A 19,078-nucleotide genomic window follows, 5' to 3' on the forward strand; every position below is an offset into this window, starting at 1 on the left:
GGGGATATAACTATGACCGCAACTGCACCCGCAGCACCCGCTAAGGTGTACTTCACCAACCTGCGCACGCATGCTCGCGAGAGCCAGCTCGACAAGCTCAAGCGCCTCATTCGTCGCGCAGGTATCGAGCAGATCGACTTCGAGAATAAGTTCGTCGCCATCAAGATCCACTTTGGCGAGCGGGGCAACCTGAGCTTTTTGCGCCCCAACTACGCCCGCGCCGTCGCGGACGTGGTGAAGGAGCTGGGCGGCAAGCCCTTCCTCACCGACTGCAACACGCTCTATGTGGGCAGCCGCAAAAACGCGCTCGAGCACATCGACACCGCCTACCAGAACGGCTTTACTCCGTACGCCACGGGCTGCCAGGTCATCATCGCCGACGGCCTCAAGGGTACCGACGAGGCACTCGTCCCGGTCGAGGGCGGCGAATACGTGCACGAGGCCAAGATCGGCCAGGCGCTCATGGACGCCGACATCGTGATCAGCCTCACCCACTTTAAGGGCCATGAGCAGGCCGGCTTTGGCGGCGCCATGAAGAACCTGGGCATGGGAGGCGGCAGCCGTGCCGGCAAGATGGAGCAGCATGCCGCCGGCAAGCCGAGCGTCGATACTACCAACTGCGTAGGTTGCCGTGCCTGCGAGAAGATTTGCGCGCACAGCGCCATCACGTTTGACGGTACGCGTGAGCGCGAGCTTGCCAACGGCAGCACCCGCACGGTTCACGTGGCTACCATCGACCACGATCGCTGCGTGGGCTGCGGACGCTGCATTGCGGCGTGCAACCAGGACTGCATCAAGCCCGACTATGACGCCGCGGCCGACGTACTCAACTACAAGATCGCCGAGTATACGAAGGCCGTTGTCCAGGATCGCCCCAGCTTCCATATCTCGCTCGCCATGGACATCAGCCCCAACTGCGACTGCCATCCCGAGAATGACACGCCCATCGTCAACGACATCGGCATGTTCGCGAGCTTCGACCCGGTCGCCATCGACCAGGCCTGCGCCGATGCCGTCATGGCATCCGAGCCGCTGCCTAACACCGAGCTTACCGACAGCGCGGCCAAGATGGAGCATAACCACGAGCATTTGGAGGGCGAGCAGGCCAAGGATCCCTTCTGCATCACGCATCCCGACACCGACTGGCGCTCCTGCATCGCACACGCCGAGAAGATCGGCCTGGGCACGAGCAAGTATGAGCTCATCGAGGTCAAATAGCGCCTAGCTATTGAACATATCAAGTGCCTTTGTGGCGTAAGTCGAGCAAAAGCCGCCCGCGAGCACAGCGCTCGCGGGCGGCTTTCCGGAAGTATGCGGCAAATTTCGAGACCGCCGAGCGCACGACGTTTTTTGGCAACAAAACCCCTGATAAATTGTTGATAAAACTGCGGTCTGGTCGGCAGTTCCAGATTTTGCCGCATACTTCCGAAAATAGGGGGTCAGATAAAGCCCCGGACGTTGCTTTTTGCCTAAAAAATCTTTCCGAGGAAGTCGTCGACCGTATTCCAGTAGAGCTCGGGGTCAACTTGCGCACTCTTGGCGTGGGTGGCGCCATGGATGGTGAGCTTTTGCTTGACCTTGCTGGCGCACGCGTCGTAGTTTTGGTCGAGCATACTGTACGGCACAAAGGTATCTTGATCGCCATGGATAAAGAGCATGGGGACCGTCGCGTGTTTAAGCTGCTCCACGCTGCTCGCCTTATGAAAGTCGTAGCCCGCGCGCACCCTGCACACCAGGTTCGCCACATCGAGCAAGGGGAAGCTGGGCAGGCCGAACACGTCCTTGAGCTGTAGGGAAAACTCGTCCCAAACACTCGTATAGCCACAGTCCTCGATAATGCATTTCACGTTTGCGGGCAGAGATTCCCCCGCGACGTCCATGGCGGTTGCCGCACCCATCGACTCGCCAAAGACCAGGATGCGCGCCTCGGGGTCAGCCTGAACGATTCGCTCGATCCATGCGACGATGTCGAGGCGCTCGGGCCAGCCCATGCCGATATAGTCGCCGCCGGAACGCTCGTGGGCGCGGGCGGCAGGCGCGAGCACGTTCATGCCGCGGTCGTGGAAGCGCTTGACATATCGGGCCATGCCGATGGGCTCATCGGTGTATCCGTGTAGGCAGACAGCGTAATCGTGGGTGTTCTCCGAGGCGGCGAAATACCAAGCGGCGAGCTCGGTTCCGTCATCTGCGGTGAGGCTGCTGCTCTTGCGGTTTTCCTTAAACCATGCCCGCGCCTCGGTGTCCTCGGCATCCGGCTGCTCACCTTCTTTGTCGTTCTTGCTATCCTGCATCATCTCCATGGTGTACGGCGCTTGGGGGTTCAGGGCAAAGTCAAACAAAAAGTTGCCGGCAAATCCAAGCAGCGCGACGACGAGCACCAACGCAACAACGCCGGCTATCTTGAGCTTCCGATGGGGGTGTGCGCTTTGAGGCATTTACGGTTCTCCTTATAGATGTTAATACATCAACATTTAAAACAAGCGCATTATGGATGTTCGCCGTTGATGCGTCAACAAGCAAAGAATGGGTAAACAAAGGGACACGTATGGTGCAAATTTCGCACGTACCCAGACGCTTTGATATAGTGTTGAGAACTCTTTACATTGGAGGATGTAACCGGCATGTCCGATTCGAGCGACAGTTCTAAGCCGCGACCCAAGACCGCGGCCGTTCCGCACTACACGGTGGGCGAGGAGATTATGAACTCCGTCACCCATGGTGTCGGCTGCTTGCTGGGTATTGCGGGTCTGGTGCTCCTGATCGTATTCGCTGCACTGCGCGGCGGTGGCCCGGCCCACATGGCCGCGGCAATTGTCTATGGCGTCAGCATCATCCTCGAATACCTAGCCTCCACGCTCTACCATGCGATTCAACCCGCGCGCGCCAAGCGCGTGTTTCGCATCATCGACCACAGCTGCATCTACCTGCTCATAGCCGGCAGCTATACGCCGTTTTGCCTCATCACGCTCGCAAACGACGGCGGCGCTGCGCTGTTCTTCGCCGTATGGGCCATCGCCATTATCGGCATCGCCCTCGAGTGCTTTATGCGCGAGCGCCAGCCGCACTGGGTAAGCGGCCTGGTCTACCTGCTGATGGGCTGGCTCGTTGTCTTTAAGCTGCCCGAGCTCGTGTCGCTGCTCAACCCCGTGGCACTTGCCCTGCTCGCTGTCGGCGGCGTGTGCTATACCGTGGGCGTGCCGTTCTACATCGCCAAAAACGTGCGCTATCTGCATAGTGTGTTTCACCTGTGGGTGCTCGCCGGCAGCATCTTCCAGTTCATGGCGGTGATTCTCTTCGTAATTTAGCGACCACGCCTGCGCGCCCGCGTCCTCGTTTGGGCGCCGGTGCAATTGTCGTATCCGTCATCAACGTTTTGACCTGACGTCCCGAATCTTGGAGGTTCGAGAAACTCCCGATGGACATAACCATCTCCCTTATCACTACCCTCGTTTTGACCCTCATCAACGGCTACTTCTCTATGTCCGAGATGGCGCTCACCACGGCCAAGCGCGCCGTGCTGGAGCATGAGGCCGAGGAAGGCGACAAGCGCGCCGAGCGTGCCATTAAGCTGGCTGCCGACTCCGACCAGCTGCTCGCCACCATCCAGGTCGCCATCACGCTCGTGGGCTTCGCCTCGTCCGCCGTTGCCTCGACGAGCCTGTCCGACCCGCTCGCCACGTGGCTCATGAGCTTTGGCATCGCGCCGCTCTCCGCCATCGCGCGCGGCCTGGCGCCGGTCATCATCACCGTCGCCGTCGCCTTTGTGTCCATCGTGATCGGCGAGCTCGTGCCCAAGCGCATCGGCCTTGCTAACGCCGAGGGCGTATCCAAGCAGGTCGTGGGACCGCTCTCCGTATTCCAAAAGATCGCCCGTCCGCTCGTGTGGCTGACTGGCGCTTGCTCCGATGGCCTGGCCCGCATCTTGCGTATCAAGAGTGCCGACGACCGTCAGAACGTCTCGGAGGAAGAGATCAAGTACATGGTCTCGGAGCAGGACGACCTGCTCGACGAGGAAAAGCGCATGATCCACGAGATCTTCGACCTGGGCGACACCGTTGCCCGCGAGGTCATGGTGCCGCGCGTGGACACCACCATGTGCGAGGACGACGAGACGGTCGCCGACGTGTTGTCCACCATGCGCCAGACCGGCTTCAGCCGCATCCCCGTCTATCACGAGGACCCCGACAACGTCGCGGGCATCGCGCACATCAAGGACCTGATCCAGCCCGCGCTCGATGGCAAGGGCGACCAGCCCATCGCCGGCTTTTTGCGCGACGCCACCTTTGTGCCCGACACCAAGGACATCCTGCCGCTGCTGTCCGAGATGCAGACCTCGCACGACCAGATCGTGGTCGTCGTGGATGAGTACGGCGGCACGGCCGGCATCATCACCATCGAGGACATCGTCGAGGAGATCGTGGGCGAGATCGAGGACGAGTTCGACCCCGACAACAAGTACCTCACGCGCCTTTCGCGCCGCGAGTGGCTCGTCGATGGGCGTTTTTCGTGCGATGACGCGATTGAGCTTGGTTGGCCGCTCGAGGAAAGCGATGATTATGAGACCATCGCCGGCTGGATTTTGGAGCTTTGCGACTCGGTGCCCGACATCGGAGAGGTGTTTGAGGTCGCGGGGTACAAGTTTAAAGTGCAGTCGATGCGTGGCCAGCGCATCTCGCTCATTCGCGTGATCGCTCCGGCCGAAACCGATAAGAAGGATTCCGAGTCTTCGGCAGAGAAGCCGGCGGCGTCGGGTGCGGGCTCTGTGGATCCGCACGATGGCGACGAGTAGGACAAGGAAGAGTAGGGGAGAGTTATGGCAGGCCTGTTCAACATCCTTAAGGTCACCGTCAGCGAGGACAAGATCTGTGCGCATGTGCTGGTGAACCCCGGCATGCCGCTCATGACCTCGGAGGACATCGAGGCCACGGCGCGCGTGTACTACCTGGTACCGGCGATTGCCAAGCACCTGTGCCTGGGCGATTCCGGCCGCGAGTTCCAGGACTGCATGGGTCAGACCGAGCTCTGCCACCTGCTGGAGCACGTGACGGTCGAGCTCATGAACGAGACCGGTCTTGCCGGTAGCATCTCGTGCGGCCGCACGCGCGTAAGCGAGCATGACGAGCGTGTCTTTGAGGTCGAGCTTTCGTGTCCCGACGACGCACTGGCCATCGGTGCGCTGTCGTCGGCCACCTTTATGATGGACTGGGCGTACCTGCACGCCGACCAGCCTGCCCCCGACGTGGAAGGCACGGTCGCGGGCCTGCGCAACCTGGTGCTGGGCATGCGCGCCGAGGCCGAGGGCAAGGATCCTCACGAGGCCGTCGCTGCTGCGAACGGCGAAGATGCTGCCGAGGACGAGGGCGCTGACGAGGGCGATGTGCCGGTCGACGCCGAGCCCGTTGCCGATGCGACCGCCGAGCCCGTTCCCACCGAGCCCCAGGGCGTCCCCAACTTTGACGACGAGCCCCAGGTGGCGATTGATACCGAGGGCGCGGTTGCCGAGAACCACGAGGCCTCCGCTGCCGTCTTTGGCGGTGCGGCGACGGTTCCGGCAGGACCTGCGCATGAGGGCGGCCTGCCACTCGTGGACGGCGCCGGCGAGGACCCGGGTGCCACGGTGGCCATGCCGGCTATGCCTCAGGAGTAGGCCTACGCGTTTATCACCATCACGTACCTGCGCCTTTGCCGTACGCAGATGAGCGGAGCGGCAAGTGATGCGCTGCGGGTATAATGGACAGCATTCAAACGGTGGGCACCGACGTGCCCGCAGGAGAGGAATGATCATGGGTAAGACTTTCAGCTTTGTCTCCGGCGCACTTTTTGGTGCCGCTGCCGGCGCTATTATCGGTGTTGCTCTGGCCCCGCGCTCGGGCGCCGAGACCCGCGCCATGGCTGCCGATATCGCCAACGACGCCTGGGACAATATGCGCGACACCTACGAGCACAGCGCCGAGGAGGCCCGTGCTGCGGTGAATGACTTTGGCCCGATGGTCGACGCCAAGACCGACGACCTGCGCGCCAAGGTCGACCTGGCCCGCGAGCGCATGGACCAGCTGCGCGAGCAGCTCAACGACGCCATTTCGGGTGGCAACGTGACGCCTGCCGCCGACGTCATGGTCGAGAACGCCGTCGAGGCTGATGCCGAGGCTGCGGAGCCCTCGACCGAGGCATAATGCGCGCCGGGGATTTTGTCGGCGCCAAGATCTATCGCAAGCCTGCCGAGGACAAGCGCACCAAAAAGGACGGCACGCCGCGCAGCCCTAAAAAGCTCGGAAAGATTCACTTTCCGGTCTTTACCCCGGGCGGTACGCGCGTGGTCGGCTTTATGGTCCGCCAGTCCGATATCGCGGGCATGATCGAGCGTCCCGACCGATTCGTAGCGCTCGACGCCATTGGTGTCTACGAGGGCGCCATCGCGGTTGACGACGTCAAGGGCACCTACGATACCGCTGCGGCCAAGCGCCTCGACATCAACCTGGACGATTGCATCATCTGGGTCGGTATGGACGTGCGCACGGAATCGGGCGACGTCGTGGGCTATTGCTCGGACGTTGAGTTCAAGCCGCGCTCGGGCATCGTGCAGGCATTCTATGTGACCGCCGGCGCTGCTTCGAGTGTTTTGGTTGGTGACACGCAGGTGCCGCCGACGATGCTGCGCGGCTACGAGAACGGCGCGATGGTCGTCTCGGACGAGGTCAAGTCGCTCGGGTATTCGGGCGGTGCGGCTGCCAAGGCCGCCGAGGCCAGCGTCGTGGTGGGCGACAAGGTCAAAAAGGGCGCCAAGGTGCTCGATGACAAGGGATCGGTCGCCGTGGACAAGGGCAGCCGCGCACTGGGCAAGCAGCTCGGCAAGACGCGCGGTATGTTCAAGGCCTTTAAGGACGAATACCAAAAGGCGAGCGGAGGCTCGTCAAAAGCTACAAAATAGCGACGTACCAAATGATGGGAGGCAAGCCGGAGACCTGTTGCTCCGGCTTGCTGTGTTTATGGGGGAGGGCACATGCGCCAAAACGGATCCAACTTAAACGGGCGTTCGGGTGCGCGTCCGACGGCGCGCCGCGACCTGGGGCAGCTGCCCAGCGGTCAGCGCCGCCGTCACCGTAAGCCCGGCGCGATGTATCTCAACCATAGCCGCGGCTTTAGCGATCGCAGCGCGCGCATCGGCAACAGCCGCACACCCCGTCGTTCGTCTCGCCTGCCCTACGCGCTCATCGCCGTGGGTTGCGCGCTCGTGCTGTTTATCGCTGCCGTCGTGGGCTACGTCAACCGCAGTGTGGACGTGGAGCTCAACGGCCAGAAGACAGCGGTGCGTGTGGGCTCTACGCTGCAGAATCTCATCGACGACCAGGAGTTGACTGACACCTACGACGCAGGCGACCTGCTGGCCGTCGATGACAGCGTGCTCAAGCGCCATGGGGGCGAAAAGCTGTCGGTGAAGGTCGACGGCAAGCGCGTGAAGCAGGGCAAATGGGATAGCCGCGAACTTGAGGGCGGCGAGAAGGTGACGGTCAAGGATGGCCGTAACACCTACGAGAAGCACGAGGTTCAGGCTACGGTTATCGAGCCCAAGCTCAAGGTCGAGGGTACGGGCGCTATCGAGTATGTGCAGACGTGGGGTGTCCAGGGCCGCTCCGAGGTGTGGGTCGGCGAGCAATCGGGCAAGACACAGGACCGCGGCGAGGTCGTGCCCGCCACCGATTGCGTCGTTGCGTGCGCCAGCGTGGCGCCCAAGGGCAACAAAAAGTACGTGGCGCTGACGTTTGACGAGGGTCCGAGCAGCGCTACCAAGCAGATCTTGCAGGTACTCAAGGAAAAGGGCGTCACCGCGACGTTCTTCCTGTCGGGCGATGCGGCCGAGGCATCGCCTGCCACGGCCAAGGCGATTGTCGATGCCGGGTGCGAGATCGGATCCAACAGCTACAGCGACGATTCGCTCAAGGGTCAGGACCGTGAGGCGGTACGCGAACAGATCACGAAAGGCACCGATGCGATTAAGTCGGCGACCGGCGTGAAGACGATGCTGCTGCGTGCTCCCTACGCTGCCTTTGACGAGCAAAACTGGATTGATGCGATGGACCTGGTCTCCGCCGTGGTCTCGTGGAATATTGACTCGGGCGACTGGCTGCTCAACGGTGCCGACGAGCAGGTCTCGACGGTGCTCGATTCGGTGACGCCGGGCAATATCGTGCTGCTCACCGATAGAGACGAATGCGCCGAGCAGACGCTCGAGGCGCTGCCGCAGATTATCGACGGCCTCATTGCCGACGGCTACAAGATCGTGACGCTCAGCGACCTGGTCAAGACGGACGCGTCGCTGAGCAAAAAGCTCACCTCGCTGACGAAGGTCACCATGCCCAAGGATGCCGTGTTCCCCCAACTTGCCGAGGACAACGACACCACAGAGTAGTTATTGGGTAGTCATTTAAGAACGTCCCCAATGACTATGTCACGGATGCGTCAGCGTTTGGTATGCCTGCAATGTGCAGCGCATAAATTCGATGCCGCAGGGCGATGCTGATGCTATAGTTACTGCGGTTAATGAGGGTCAAGAGAAAGGTTACAGGTGAAATCCAAACCTCGACCATACAGTCGATGATCCCATGCAGGTGCTTTTTGCGCATGCACGGGGTGTAAGCGTCGAGCGGCGTGCCGCCCGCGCATGCGTATACATATCCAGAAGCCCCCGGACGCCGCACGCGCGGCCGCGTCCGGAGGAATAATGATGGGGAGCACCATTGAATTATCTGAGTGAGATGCTCAAATTGCCAGTCTTGGACGTCGACGGCGAAAAGCTCGGCGTGGTCAACGATTTTGGCATTGCAACCGGCGAAGTTTTTCCGCACGTGACGTCGCTCGCGTTCCGCGGCCCCGGCAAGACGCCGTTTATGATCAGCTGGCGCAAATGGGTCGACCGTATCGACGAGACGGGCGTGTACCTTAAGGCGTCGGCCACCGAAATCCGTTTTTCGTACCTGCAGCCGACCGAGCTCTTGCTCGCACGCGACGTGCTCAACAAGCAGATCGTCGACACGCAGGGCATGAAGGTCGTGCGCGTAAACGACATCAAGTTTTCCATGTCGGGCGAAAATCAGCTGCGTCTGCTGGGTGCCGAGGTTGGCGCCCGCGGCTTGCTGCGCGCGATCAGCCCCACGCTCGAGCATGTTGCCGAGGGCTTTATGAAGCACCTGGGCAAGCCGTTGAGCGAGGATATCATCGCCTGGTCCTACATGGACCTGCTCGACCGCTCGACCAAGAATATCCAGCTCTCGGTGTCGCACAAGACGCTCGGCGAGCTGCACCCTGCCGACATCGCCGACATTATCGAGCAGCTCGACCCGCGCCTACGTGCGCAGGTGTTTGCACAGCTCGATACTGCCCAGGCCGCCGAGGCCATCTCGGAGTTCGATGACGACGAGCTTATGACCGAGATGCTCGAGGGCCTGTCCGATACGGACGCATCGTCGATGCTGGCCATGATGGACCCGGACGATGCAGCCGACCTGATCGACGAGCTCGATTACGAGAAGGCCGAGAAGCTCCTGCGCCTGATGGGCGTCAAGGAGGAGAAGGCGATTCGTAACCTGCTGGGGTATGAGGACAACACCGCCGGCCGCATCATGACCTCGGAGTTTGTTTCCCTGCCCGCCACGGCAACGGTCGGTGACGCCATCGAGGCGATTCGCGAGCTCGACGAGGACTTCGAGAGCGTCTACTACGTCTATACCGAGGATCCGAGCGGCATGCTGACCGGCGTGCTTTCGCTGCGCACGCTGATCGTAGCCGACCGCGACGCCACGTTGGGTCAGCTGGCCTATCGCGACCTGGTCTATGTGTCGCCCGACGAGGACCAGGAAGACGTAACGGACGAGATGACCAAGTATGACCTGGTCGCTATCCCCGTCTGTGACGAGAACCGCCACATCTTGGGTATCGTGACCTTCGACGACGCCATGGACGTTATCGCCGAGGAGCATCAGGAGGACCTGCAGATCGCCGGTGTCGGCTCGGGTGACAGCGCGTCCGACGACTCGACGAACGTGCTCAGCTGGTTCGTGCATCGCCAGTACTGGGTTGTTGTATGGGGCATCGCGTCGTGCATCATGGCGACCGTGTTGGGGACGGCGCTCGGCTCCGCGCATCTGGTGGTGTTCCCCATGTGCGCCATGCCGCTCGTGCTGCTGGCGGCCTCGCGCATGGTGTCGTTCGTCAAGAACTACTTCCTGGAGTATGACGGTCACGACGACGAGCCCAAGCCGTATCTGGGGTTCTTCTTCCAGAGCACGGGCATGGGCCTGATTCTGTCACTCGTGACCTATCTGTGCGCCCAGCTGGTGCGCACCGCTGCGTTCCCCGATGCGTCCATGTTTGAGGAGCAACTCTTTACCGGGTGTTTTAATATCGCTGCTATCATTTGCCTGGTTGGCAACATGAGTGCCGTGATTTACCTGATGGTGCTGTTCTGGCGTGACGAGCATGACCTCAACACGTCGGGCACCGCCATGAACGTCATTGCCGTCATGATCTCGTGCGTGGCGTATTGCATCGCCGCGGTGCTGCTCGCCATGTCAGTCATGGGCTAGGTGGTCGCGTGCAAAATACCAAGCAAAAGTCGGGCACCAAGCAAAAGCTGACCATCGCAGCCATCTTTGGCGCTATGGGCCCCGGTCTGCTGGCGGCGCTTTCGGGCAATGACGCCGGCGGCATTGCAACGTATTCCAGCGCGGGCGCCAGCTATGGCTACAAGATGCTCTGGATGCTTCCCGTCATGACTGTGCTGCTCATCGTGACGCAGGAGACCGCGGCGCGCTGCGGCTGCGTCACGGGCAAGGGCCTGGCATCGCTCATTCGCGAGCGCTTTGGCGTGCGCAAGAGCGTGTTGGCCATGGCGGCGCTGTTGATCGCCAACACGGCTGTGACCATTTCGGAGTTTGCGGGCATCGCCAGCGGCCTTGCTCTCTTTGGCGTGCCGGCGAGCATCTCGGTGCCGTTGGTGGCGCTGCTGGTGTGGATGCTTACCATGTCGGGTAGTTTCCAGCGCATCGAGAAGATTCTGCTGCTGGTGAGCTGCGTGTTCGTGACCTATATCGTCGCCGCGTTTATGGCTGGCCCCAACTGGGGTGAGGTCGCGGTCGACCTGGTCGTGCCCAACATTCAAAATGACCCCAGCTACGTGTCGCTCGTGGTCGCAACGATCGGTACCACTATCGCGCCGTGGATGATTTTCTTGGCGCAGAACAACGTGGTCGATAAGAACGCGGGCGAGGACGATATCGTGCTGCAGCGTATTGATACCGTGAGCGGCTCGATCGCTGCTGATATCATTGCGGGCTTCATTATCATCACGACCGGCACGGTATTGTTCCCGGCGGGTATTCAGATTAGCGATGCTGCCGATGCTGCCCGCGCGCTGGAGCCTATTGCGGGTCAGTGGTCCACGGTACTGTTTGCCTCGGGCCTGGTCGCGGCGAGCTTCTTGGCTGCCTGCGTGCTGCCGGGCGTTACGTCGAGCGCTATCTGCGAGGCATTTGGCTGGGAGCGCGGTGCCGACCGCAGCTGGGACGAGGCCCCGGTCTATCGCGGCATCATTACGGCCATCATCGGTATCTCTGCCGTGCTGGTGCTTATGCCCGGCGTCGATCTGTTCCAGATTATGATGACCTCGCAGGTCATCAATGGCGTGCTACTGCCCGTGGTTCTGGTGTTCCAAGTGGTTATCGCCGCCGACCGTCACATTATGGGCGCCAACCGCAACGGCCGCGTGTGGAACGTGCTCACGTGGGCGACTATCGCCGTGATTACGGTGCTGACGGTCGTCATGTTTGTGCTGCAAGCGATGGGCTACGGCGCTTAGCGCCTCTTTTTTGCCCATGGCCTCTCGGAGCCGGCTCGAAAAGAGCGATTTTTGGTTGGTTGCTGCGGGTGTACACAGATTTGGCTGCGTGCTACTTGTCGGTGCCCAGCTTGTGTGGCTTGTAGGCGAGGGCATTGACGAGTGCGTCGGCGGCGGATTTGACGGCTGCCGGCTGCGGATCGTTGACGTGGTCCTCGGGGTGCACGGGCAGGTCTTTCTTGACCGCATCGTGGATCAGGTTGAGGTACTCGGTCACGCCGGTAGTCGACAGGTGCGTGCCGTCGCCGTCGAACAGGTCGTTGCGGTTGGCGCTGTACCCGTACCAGTCGACAACGCGTACATTCTTGTAGCGCGTGGCGGCGTTGGCGATGGCCTGGTTCGTGGACCCGACCCACGGCTGCGGGCTACGCGTGTTTACAAACACGACAGTACGCTGCTCGCCGGCGTCGGCCATGATCGCGTCGACCTGGGCGTCCGTTACCAAGCCGTTGGTGCCCAGCGCAAAGACCACGATCTTGCCGGCAAGGTTCTGTTGGAGATAGCCCTCAAATGTCGCGCGGCCCGCATCAAACTGGCGGCCCTTTTCGGCATCGATATGGCTGTGCGGGAACACGCCGTCAAAGGAATCAACGGCGCGCAGCGACACGGAGTCACCGATCATAAGCAAATCGTAGGAGCCATCGGGGAAGCCGTCGTTGTCCTTGTCGGTGTCGTCGGCCGCCTGCTGGTCGGCGGGCGCGGTGTTTTTGGCTTCCTTGTTGAGGACTTCGGCGCCCTCACCGCTCAGTGCGGAGGTCTCCGGCACAAAGATCAGGCCGCCCAGTGCAACGACCAACACGACAGCGCAGGTTGCGCAGACAGGGACGTGCGCGCGTGCCCAGTTGGCGGGCGTGGCGGTGCCGTCGCGGAACTCGGATACGGTGCGCTCAAAGGCGCCCTTTCTAAACGGCGTTTCGATAAAGCGATATGAGCATTCGGCCACGGCGACCACCACAAGTACCTGCAAGATGTACTGCCACCACGGTGTATCGTTGATGTTGGCGACCGGGTTCATGAGCAACAGCAGGGGATAGTGCCACAGGTAGATGCTGTACGAGCGCTTGCCAACCCACACGAGCGGCTCGGCGGACAGCGCGCGGGCAACCATTCCCTGGGGCTGCACGCAGGCCGCGATGACCATGAGCGTGAGGACCGAGCACAGCAGCGTGCCGCCGCGATACTGGAACGCGGTGTAGCCGTTGGTGAGCGCGACCATGGCGGCAAGGCCAACCAGACCCACGACGCCCAACACATCGATGGATGTGGGCGAGGACCAAAAGCGCACGAGGGCGCTCGGCTGTGCCGGGGCGGTCTCGGCTGATTCGTCGGCCTTCTCGCTAGGTTTGCCCTCGGCGTTCTTGTCGTGCTTGGCGGCGCCAGCCAGGCGATTGAGCCCCAAACGATGAGCGAGACGCACTGGCGCCAGGTCGCGATCGGGGATAAAGGCCATCCAGGCACCCAGCAGTAGCGAGAACACGCGGGTGTCGGTGCCGTAGTACACGCGGCTGGGGTCGGCGGCAGGGTTGTAAAGCACCATCATGGCGAGGGCAGATGCCGCGGCAAGGCCCAGAACCAAGCGGCGCGTGTTGGGCTTGCTCACATGCATGGATACCATGGCAAACAGCAGTGGCGGCCAAATCAGGTAGAACTGTTCCTCGATGGCAAGCGACCAAAAGTGCGTGAGCGGCGAGGGGTCGCCCAGAGCATTGAAGTACGAGACGTTTTGGGCAATCTGCCACCAGTTGTTGAAGAACAGCAACGACGGCAGGATGTCGGGGCGCATCTTGGTGAGCATCACGTGGTTAAAGATGGTGCACAGCGCGCAGGTCACGAACACTACCGTTACCACGGCGGGGACCAGGCGACGGATGCGGCGAATCCAGAAGCTCTTGAGGTCGATGCGGCCGGTCTTAGCGACTTCGTTGAGTAGCAGGCGTGTGATCAGATAGCCCGAAAGCACAAAGAAGATCGTGACGCCGAGCAGACCGCCCTGCGCCCACGTGAGGTTGAGGTGATAGAGCACCACCGCGACGACGGCAAGCGTGCGTAGGCCGTCAAGGGCAGGGATGTAGCGGGACTTGGGGCGAGCAGGCGTCTGCTCCGCGGCGGGAGTGTTGGCGCGGCCCGCGTTGTTGGTAGAAGCGCGATGAGGGCTTGCGGTGCGTCGCGGCTCGTTGGTACGGCGTTCGCTCTTCACGCGTTCGTGCGGCGCCGGCTCGTTGCCTGTGCGGCGTCGACCGCGCGAGCCCGATTGCGAGAATTGTTCCATAAAACATCATCCAATGACGAGAATAATCAGCACGTATTTATTGTAGCTGCCTGCTCCTGTGAATGCTTGCTGCTGGCGCAAGCTCAAGCGTGCGTCCACATCAAAGTGAACTAAAGTTATAGGGGGTGCGAGGGCGCACAATCGATGGTCGACGGTGGGCATAAGGCCCGCAGATGAGGAGGTTTCCATGGCAGATCGCGACATCATTGCGGTGTTCGGCAGCATGAACATGGACCTTTCGGTGGCGTGCGAGCGCATGCCGCGTGCGGGCGAGACCGTCGGCGGCAGCGGGTTTATCACCAACGCCGGCGGTAAGGGCGCTAACCAGGCCGTTGCCGCCGCGCGCATGGGTGCGCGCACATGCATGATCGGCGCTGTTGGACGTGATACCTTTGGCGATGCGCTTGTGGCGGGGCTCCAGGATGCCGGCGTGAGTGTTGAGTTCGTGGCGCTTCGCGATGACGTGGAGACCGGCACCGCGACTATCATTCGCTGCGAGGGCGACAACCGCATCATACTGTCACCGGGCGCCAACCATGCGCTTGCGGGCGCGGACGTTGCCTGCGCGTTGAGGCGTCTGGTGGCCCATGAGCTCGACGGCGACGCCAGCGAGATTGCCCCGGCTGCCGGAAGCGTCTTTATCGCCCAGGGCGAATGTGACCTTGCGGCGACGGCCGAGGCGCTTGTTTGCGCTCACGAGCTGGGGTTCTATACGATCTTTAACCCGGCGCCCGCCTGCGACCTGCCGGCAGGAGCGTGGCCTGCGGTCGACCTGGTCTGTCCCAACGAGACCGAGTGCCAGGTGCTGACGGGAATCTTGCCCGCGGACGATGCAAGCTGCGTCGCGGCGCTCAATGTCCTGCTCGCTAGGGGTGCCGGAGCTGCGGTCATCACGTTGGGCGGTGCCGGCTCGGTTACGCTCGGCGATGACGGTGAGCTGCTGCGCATGCCGGCGCTTTCGAGCACGGTAGTCGATACCACGGCCGCCGGCGATACGTTTATCGGCGCGTTGGCGGCGGCTCGCCTAGAGGGCTTGCCGCTCTTTGAGTGCATGGCCGCGGGTGCTCGCGCCTCGGCAGTGACGGTGTCGCGCCTGGGCGCTCAGCAATCGATTCCCACGCGCGCCGAAGTTGAACATTGGTTTGGTTAAACGATAAAGACGGAGAAGCGGAGTAGAACAATGGCAATCAAGAAGCTGATCCTTGATCTGGATATGGGTGTGGACGATGCGATGGCGCTGGCCTATGCCATCGCGAGCCCCGAGGTGGAGCTCGTGGGCATCACCACGTGCTTTGGTAACGTGCGCGTCGAGCAGTCGGCGCACAACTGCCTGGCGGTGCTCGATCTGCTGGGTCGCCCCGAGGTTCCGGTGTACCTGGGTGCCGACCGTCCTCTGCAGGCGACTGAGCCCTATACGCCGCCGGCGTCCACCGCGCTCATTCACGGCAAGAACGGCATCGGCGGCGCGAGCGTGCCCGCGTCGCCCTACGAGCCGGTGGGAGCGACCTCGGCCGGCGGCAACGCTGCGGTCGATTATTTGATCGATGCCGCGCGCACTTATGGTCCCGATCTGGTCTACGTAGCGACTGGCCCGCTCTCCAATCTGGCGCTCGCCCTGGAGCGCGATGCGGCGGCGATGATGTCCATCGGACGCGTGGTCGTGATGGGCGGCGCCCTTACCGTGCCCGGCAACGTGAGCGCGGGCGCCGAGGCCAACATGGCAAGTGATCCTGAGGCAGCCGACGCGGTGCTGCGCTCGGGCCGCAAGCTCACTATGGTGGGTCTGGATGTGACGCATCGCGCGGTGCTCACGCGTCGCGACATTGCTGGCTGGACGGGTTCGGGCACCATGGCCGGTTGCGCGTTTGCGAGCATGGTGGAGCACTACATTGGCTCGTACGAGATGAACGCCCCCTACCTGGGTGGCTGCGCGCTGCACGATCCGCTGGCGGTTGCCGTGGCGATTGATCCCACGCTCGTGGGCGCGCTCGGCTGTAACCTGCGCGTCGACCTGCTCGGCGAGTATCGCGGCCGCACCATCTGCGATGAGCGCCGTGTGGCCGACCCCGACAAGAGCGCACTCGTGGCGCTGACCGTCGACGCCCCGCGCTTCCTGTCCGAGTTCAAGGCGCGCATGGCCCGCGTCCTGGGCTAAGTTGTCTTTTTGGGACGGGGCTTTTTTGACTGGTATGATTGGTGCGACCGTTCGAACCAGCTAAAAGAGCCCCGTCCCAATTTGACTATCGAGAGGATCTGCCATGGAGCGCATTGCGAGCTTTTCCGTTGACCATCTGCTGCTTGAGCCCGGCGTGTACGTGAGCCGCATCGACCGCGATCCGGCGACCGGCGCCGCCGTCACCACCTTTGACCTACGCCTGACCACGCCCAATAAGGAGCCGGTCATGAACACGGCTGAGTGCCACACCATCGAGCACCTGGGCGCGACGTTCCTTCGCAATCATGCCGAGTGGTCGAGCCGCATTGTCTACTTTGGCCCCATGGGCTGCCGCACGGGCTTTTACCTGGTTGTCTTTGGCGAGCTGACGAGTGAGAAGATCTTGCCGCTCGTCCGCGAGCTGTTTGAGTTTGTCGCCGGCTTCGAGGGCGATGTCCCCGGTGCCGCTCCCGAGGAGTGCGGTAACTACCTGGACCAGAACCTTCCTATGGCTAACTGGCTCGCACGCCGTTACCTCGACCGCGACCTGGCCGATATCGACGAGAAGCACCTGCACTATCAGCAGGCGTAAGAGCTTTATCGCCCAAAACGAGCGCATTGGGCGCCTTCGCTTATGCGGGGGCGCCTTTTTGTTGATTGGTCGGGACGAGCGTTCAAAATCGCTCATGTTTGTTCTAGAATGTTCGTATAGTCACATTTACGAACAGGAGTGAACATGCATATCTACTCTGTCAACGATCCCGAGTTCAAATCCTATGGCAACGTTTGGGATGACGTTTCGTCCGAGCTCACGTCGCCCGTGCTCGAGGCGCTCTCTGCCACGCCCATTCCCGATGGCAGCAAGTACGTAGCAAGTGCGCCGGAGCTCGAGGGCGTCAAGGATGCCGATAAGTTGGGCTTTCTCATGTTTGGTGGTCGTCCCTTCCAGCTCGGCTGGTGCAACGGTCACAACACGCGCCTCAACTGCCTGGAGTATCACCGCGCCAGCGAGTTTAACCTGGGCGCCCGCGATTTTATTCTGCTCGTGGCGCATCGCTGGGAGATCGAGGACGGCAAGCTCGACACCGCGTGCGTCAAGGCGTTCCGCGTGCCGGCGGGCAAGGTTGTCGAGGTTTTCAACACCACGCTTCACTACACGCCGTGCATGGTCGATGATGGGGGCTTCCAGGTGATGGTGGCGCTGCCCGCCGGCACCAACGGTCCGCGCCCCGAGGCTGCGGCCGACATGCCCACGGCCGGCGACGCTTACTGCTATTGGAAGGCCGACAAGTGGGTTCTCTGCCATGCCGACAGCCCCAAGGCTGCCGAGGGCGGCTACGTAGGCCTCATCGGCAAGAACCTCGACATCGCCTGCGACTAGGGGGCTTCCTGTTTGTCTCGATCTGTAACATCTAGCGGGCTAAATCGTCTCTACCTGTTACAGATTTAGACAAACTGCAGGGGCTGCCCGAAAGATCTCGATCTGTAACACCAGGCCCGGTTTTGGCGGCCTATCTGTTACAGATCGAGACAAACCGGGCCCAAACCGCCACAAAGGTGCCTGTTCCCTTTGTGGTGGTTGGGCGGGCGGGTATCAAAAAGTGTCAGACGAGGGCGGCTGCGGGGCGCCTGTGCGCGAAAAGAAGTGTCGACCTGCGCCGTTGCCGTTGAGTAGCGCGCTGCTTACGGGGATACTGAAGCCACGACAAACTTCGACTGCCCGATCCACCTCATCAAGGAGTACGGCGGTTGGCGCAACCGCAAGCTCATCGACTTCTACAAGAACCTCGCGACCACGATCTTCACCCGCTACAAGGGTCTGGTGAAGTACTGGCTCACCTTCAACGAGATCAACATGATCTTGCACCTGCCGTTTATGGGTGCCGGTCTGGTCTTTGAGGAGGGCGAGAACAAGGAGGCCGTCGAGTACCTGGCCGCCCACAACGAGCTCGTCGCCAGCGCTTGGGCAACCAAGATTGCCCACGAGATCGACCCCGAGGTCAAGATTGGCTGCATGCTCGCCGCAGGTAGCTACTACCCCTACAGCTGCCGTCCGGGCGATGTGCGCCAGGCGCAGCTCGACAACCAGGACAATTACTTCTTCGTCGACGTCCAGAGCCGCGGCTACTACCCGGCCTATGCCGTCAAGAAGCTCGAGCGCCTGGGCATCGATGTGGGCATGACGGACGAGGACCGCGAGATTCTGGCCGCCAACACCGTCGACTTCATCAGCTTTAGCTATTACAGCACCCGTTCTTCCGCCGGTGCCGATAACCCCGATGTCGAGCACACCCAGGGCAACGCCTTCGCCGGCGCCAAGAACCCCTACCTTCAGGAGAGCCAGTGGGGCTGGGCCATCGATCCGCTGGGCTTCCGTATTACGCTCAACGACCTGTACGACCGTTATCAGAAGCCGCTGTTTGTGGTTGAGAACGGTCTGGGCGCCAAGGATGTTGTCGAAGAGGACGGTTCCATCAACGACGACTACCGTATCGACTTCCTGCGTCAGCATATTGCCGCGATGCGCGATGCGGTGACCGAGGACGGCGTTGACCTGCTGGGCTACACCACCTGGGGCCCGATCGACCTGGTCTCGGCCGGTACGGGCGAGATGTCCAAGCGCTACGGCTTTATCTATGTGGACCGCGACGACGCCGGCAACGGCACCCTCAAGCGTTCCAAGAAGAAGAGCTTTGACTGGTACAAGAAGGTTATTGTTTCTAATGGTGAGGACCTGTCCTAAGGAAGCTGAGACACTCGACTT

Annotated in this window: 16 protein-coding genes; 14 read left to right on the forward strand and 2 right to left on the reverse strand. The window is 61.7% G+C overall.

Features of this window, described 5'->3' with window-relative positions; all coding sequences use genetic code 11:
- Nucleotides 1–12 precede the first annotated feature (12 nt).
- Nucleotides 13–1,218 carry a DUF362 domain-containing protein gene (locus DWZ52_RS07225; RefSeq protein WP_117877252.1) on the forward strand — a complete coding sequence of 402 codons (1,206 nt, stop codon included), beginning with the start codon at nucleotides 13–15 and terminating at the stop codon, nucleotides 1,216–1,218.
- A gap of 251 nt (nucleotides 1,219–1,469) precedes the next feature.
- On the opposite strand, the gene DWZ52_RS07230 is transcribed toward DWZ52_RS07225, so the two are convergent.
- On the reverse strand, nucleotides 1,470–2,435 hold the full coding sequence (locus DWZ52_RS07230) for an alpha/beta hydrolase (RefSeq protein WP_118385221.1): 966 nt from the start codon (nucleotides 2,433–2,435) through the stop codon (nucleotides 1,470–1,472).
- Nucleotides 2,436–2,621: 186 nt separating this feature from the next.
- Here DWZ52_RS07230 and DWZ52_RS07235 point away from each other — a divergent pair, with 186 nt between their 5' ends.
- From DWZ52_RS07235 to DWZ52_RS07270, 8 genes are all read left to right on the forward strand, one after another.
- The gene (locus tag DWZ52_RS07235) at nucleotides 2,622–3,305 is read left to right on the forward strand and encodes a hemolysin III family protein (RefSeq protein ID WP_199579191.1); all 684 of its coding nucleotides are present in this window, start codon (nucleotides 2,622–2,624) and stop codon (nucleotides 3,303–3,305) included.
- A gap of 110 nt (nucleotides 3,306–3,415) precedes the next feature.
- Nucleotides 3,416–4,789 carry a hemolysin family protein gene (locus DWZ52_RS07240; protein WP_117716175.1) on the forward strand — a complete coding sequence of 458 codons (1,374 nt, stop codon included), beginning with the start codon at nucleotides 3,416–3,418 and terminating at the stop codon, nucleotides 4,787–4,789.
- 24 nt (nucleotides 4,790–4,813) lie between these two features.
- A complete protein-coding gene (locus DWZ52_RS10120; protein ID WP_233504106.1) occupies nucleotides 4,814–5,647 on the forward strand; it encodes a hypothetical protein in 834 nt (277 codons plus the stop codon).
- Between the two features lie 136 nt (nucleotides 5,648–5,783).
- Nucleotides 5,784–6,173 (forward strand): YtxH domain-containing protein, encoded by a 390-nt coding sequence (locus DWZ52_RS07250; protein ID WP_117716231.1) that lies wholly within the window; start codon nucleotides 5,784–5,786, stop codon nucleotides 6,171–6,173.
- Complete coding sequence (locus DWZ52_RS07255; protein ID WP_117716174.1) at nucleotides 6,173–6,928, forward strand: PRC-barrel domain containing protein; 756 nt, start codon at nucleotides 6,173–6,175, stop codon at nucleotides 6,926–6,928. The genes DWZ52_RS07250 and DWZ52_RS07255 overlap by 1 nt, the downstream gene beginning before the upstream one ends.
- Before the next feature lie 72 nt (nucleotides 6,929–7,000).
- Entirely contained in the window at nucleotides 7,001–8,407 is a 1,407-nt protein-coding gene (locus DWZ52_RS07260; protein ID WP_233502315.1) for a polysaccharide deacetylase family protein, read from the forward strand.
- A gap of 328 nt (nucleotides 8,408–8,735) precedes the next feature.
- Nucleotides 8,736–10,580, forward strand: a complete 1,845-nt coding sequence (locus DWZ52_RS07265) for a magnesium transporter (RefSeq protein ID WP_117842992.1) — start codon at nucleotides 8,736–8,738, stop codon at nucleotides 10,578–10,580.
- Between the two features lie 74 nt (nucleotides 10,581–10,654).
- Nucleotides 10,655–11,851 (forward strand): Nramp family divalent metal transporter, encoded by a 1,197-nt coding sequence (locus DWZ52_RS07270; protein WP_117855390.1) that lies wholly within the window; start codon nucleotides 10,655–10,657, stop codon nucleotides 11,849–11,851.
- Between the two features lie 91 nt (nucleotides 11,852–11,942).
- Here DWZ52_RS07270 and DWZ52_RS07275 read toward each other — a convergent pair whose 3' ends face one another.
- Nucleotides 11,943–14,159 (reverse strand): acyltransferase family protein, encoded by a 2,217-nt coding sequence (locus DWZ52_RS07275; RefSeq protein ID WP_117855354.1) that lies wholly within the window; start codon nucleotides 14,157–14,159, stop codon nucleotides 11,943–11,945.
- A gap of 187 nt (nucleotides 14,160–14,346) precedes the next feature.
- Here DWZ52_RS07275 and DWZ52_RS07280 point away from each other — a divergent pair, with 187 nt between their 5' ends.
- The 5 genes from DWZ52_RS07280 to DWZ52_RS07300 all read left to right on the forward strand — a co-directional run bounded on the left by DWZ52_RS07280 (nucleotide 14,347) and on the right by DWZ52_RS07300 (nucleotide 19,057).
- Nucleotides 14,347–15,309 (forward strand): ribokinase, encoded by a 963-nt coding sequence (locus DWZ52_RS07280; RefSeq protein ID WP_118385222.1) that lies wholly within the window; start codon nucleotides 14,347–14,349, stop codon nucleotides 15,307–15,309.
- A 30-nt stretch (nucleotides 15,310–15,339) separates the two neighbouring features.
- Entirely contained in the window at nucleotides 15,340–16,314 is a 975-nt protein-coding gene (locus DWZ52_RS07285; RefSeq protein WP_118385223.1) for a nucleoside hydrolase, read from the forward strand.
- 103 nt (nucleotides 16,315–16,417) lie between these two features.
- The gene (locus DWZ52_RS07290; protein ID WP_118385224.1) at nucleotides 16,418–16,906 is read left to right on the forward strand and encodes an S-ribosylhomocysteine lyase; all 489 of its coding nucleotides are present in this window, start codon (nucleotides 16,418–16,420) and stop codon (nucleotides 16,904–16,906) included.
- A gap of 144 nt (nucleotides 16,907–17,050) precedes the next feature.
- Nucleotides 17,051–17,695, forward strand: a complete 645-nt coding sequence (locus DWZ52_RS07295; RefSeq protein ID WP_118385225.1) for a DUF4867 family protein — start codon at nucleotides 17,051–17,053, stop codon at nucleotides 17,693–17,695.
- A 342-nt stretch (nucleotides 17,696–18,037) separates the two neighbouring features.
- Entirely contained in the window at nucleotides 18,038–19,057 is a 1,020-nt protein-coding gene (locus DWZ52_RS07300) for a family 1 glycosylhydrolase (protein ID WP_304999874.1), read from the forward strand.
- Nucleotides 19,058–19,078: the final 21 nt, after the last annotated feature.

The sequence above is a fragment of the Collinsella sp. AF33-16 genome (assembly GCF_003475325.1).
Classification (GTDB): domain Bacteria; phylum Actinomycetota; class Coriobacteriia; order Coriobacteriales; family Coriobacteriaceae; genus Collinsella.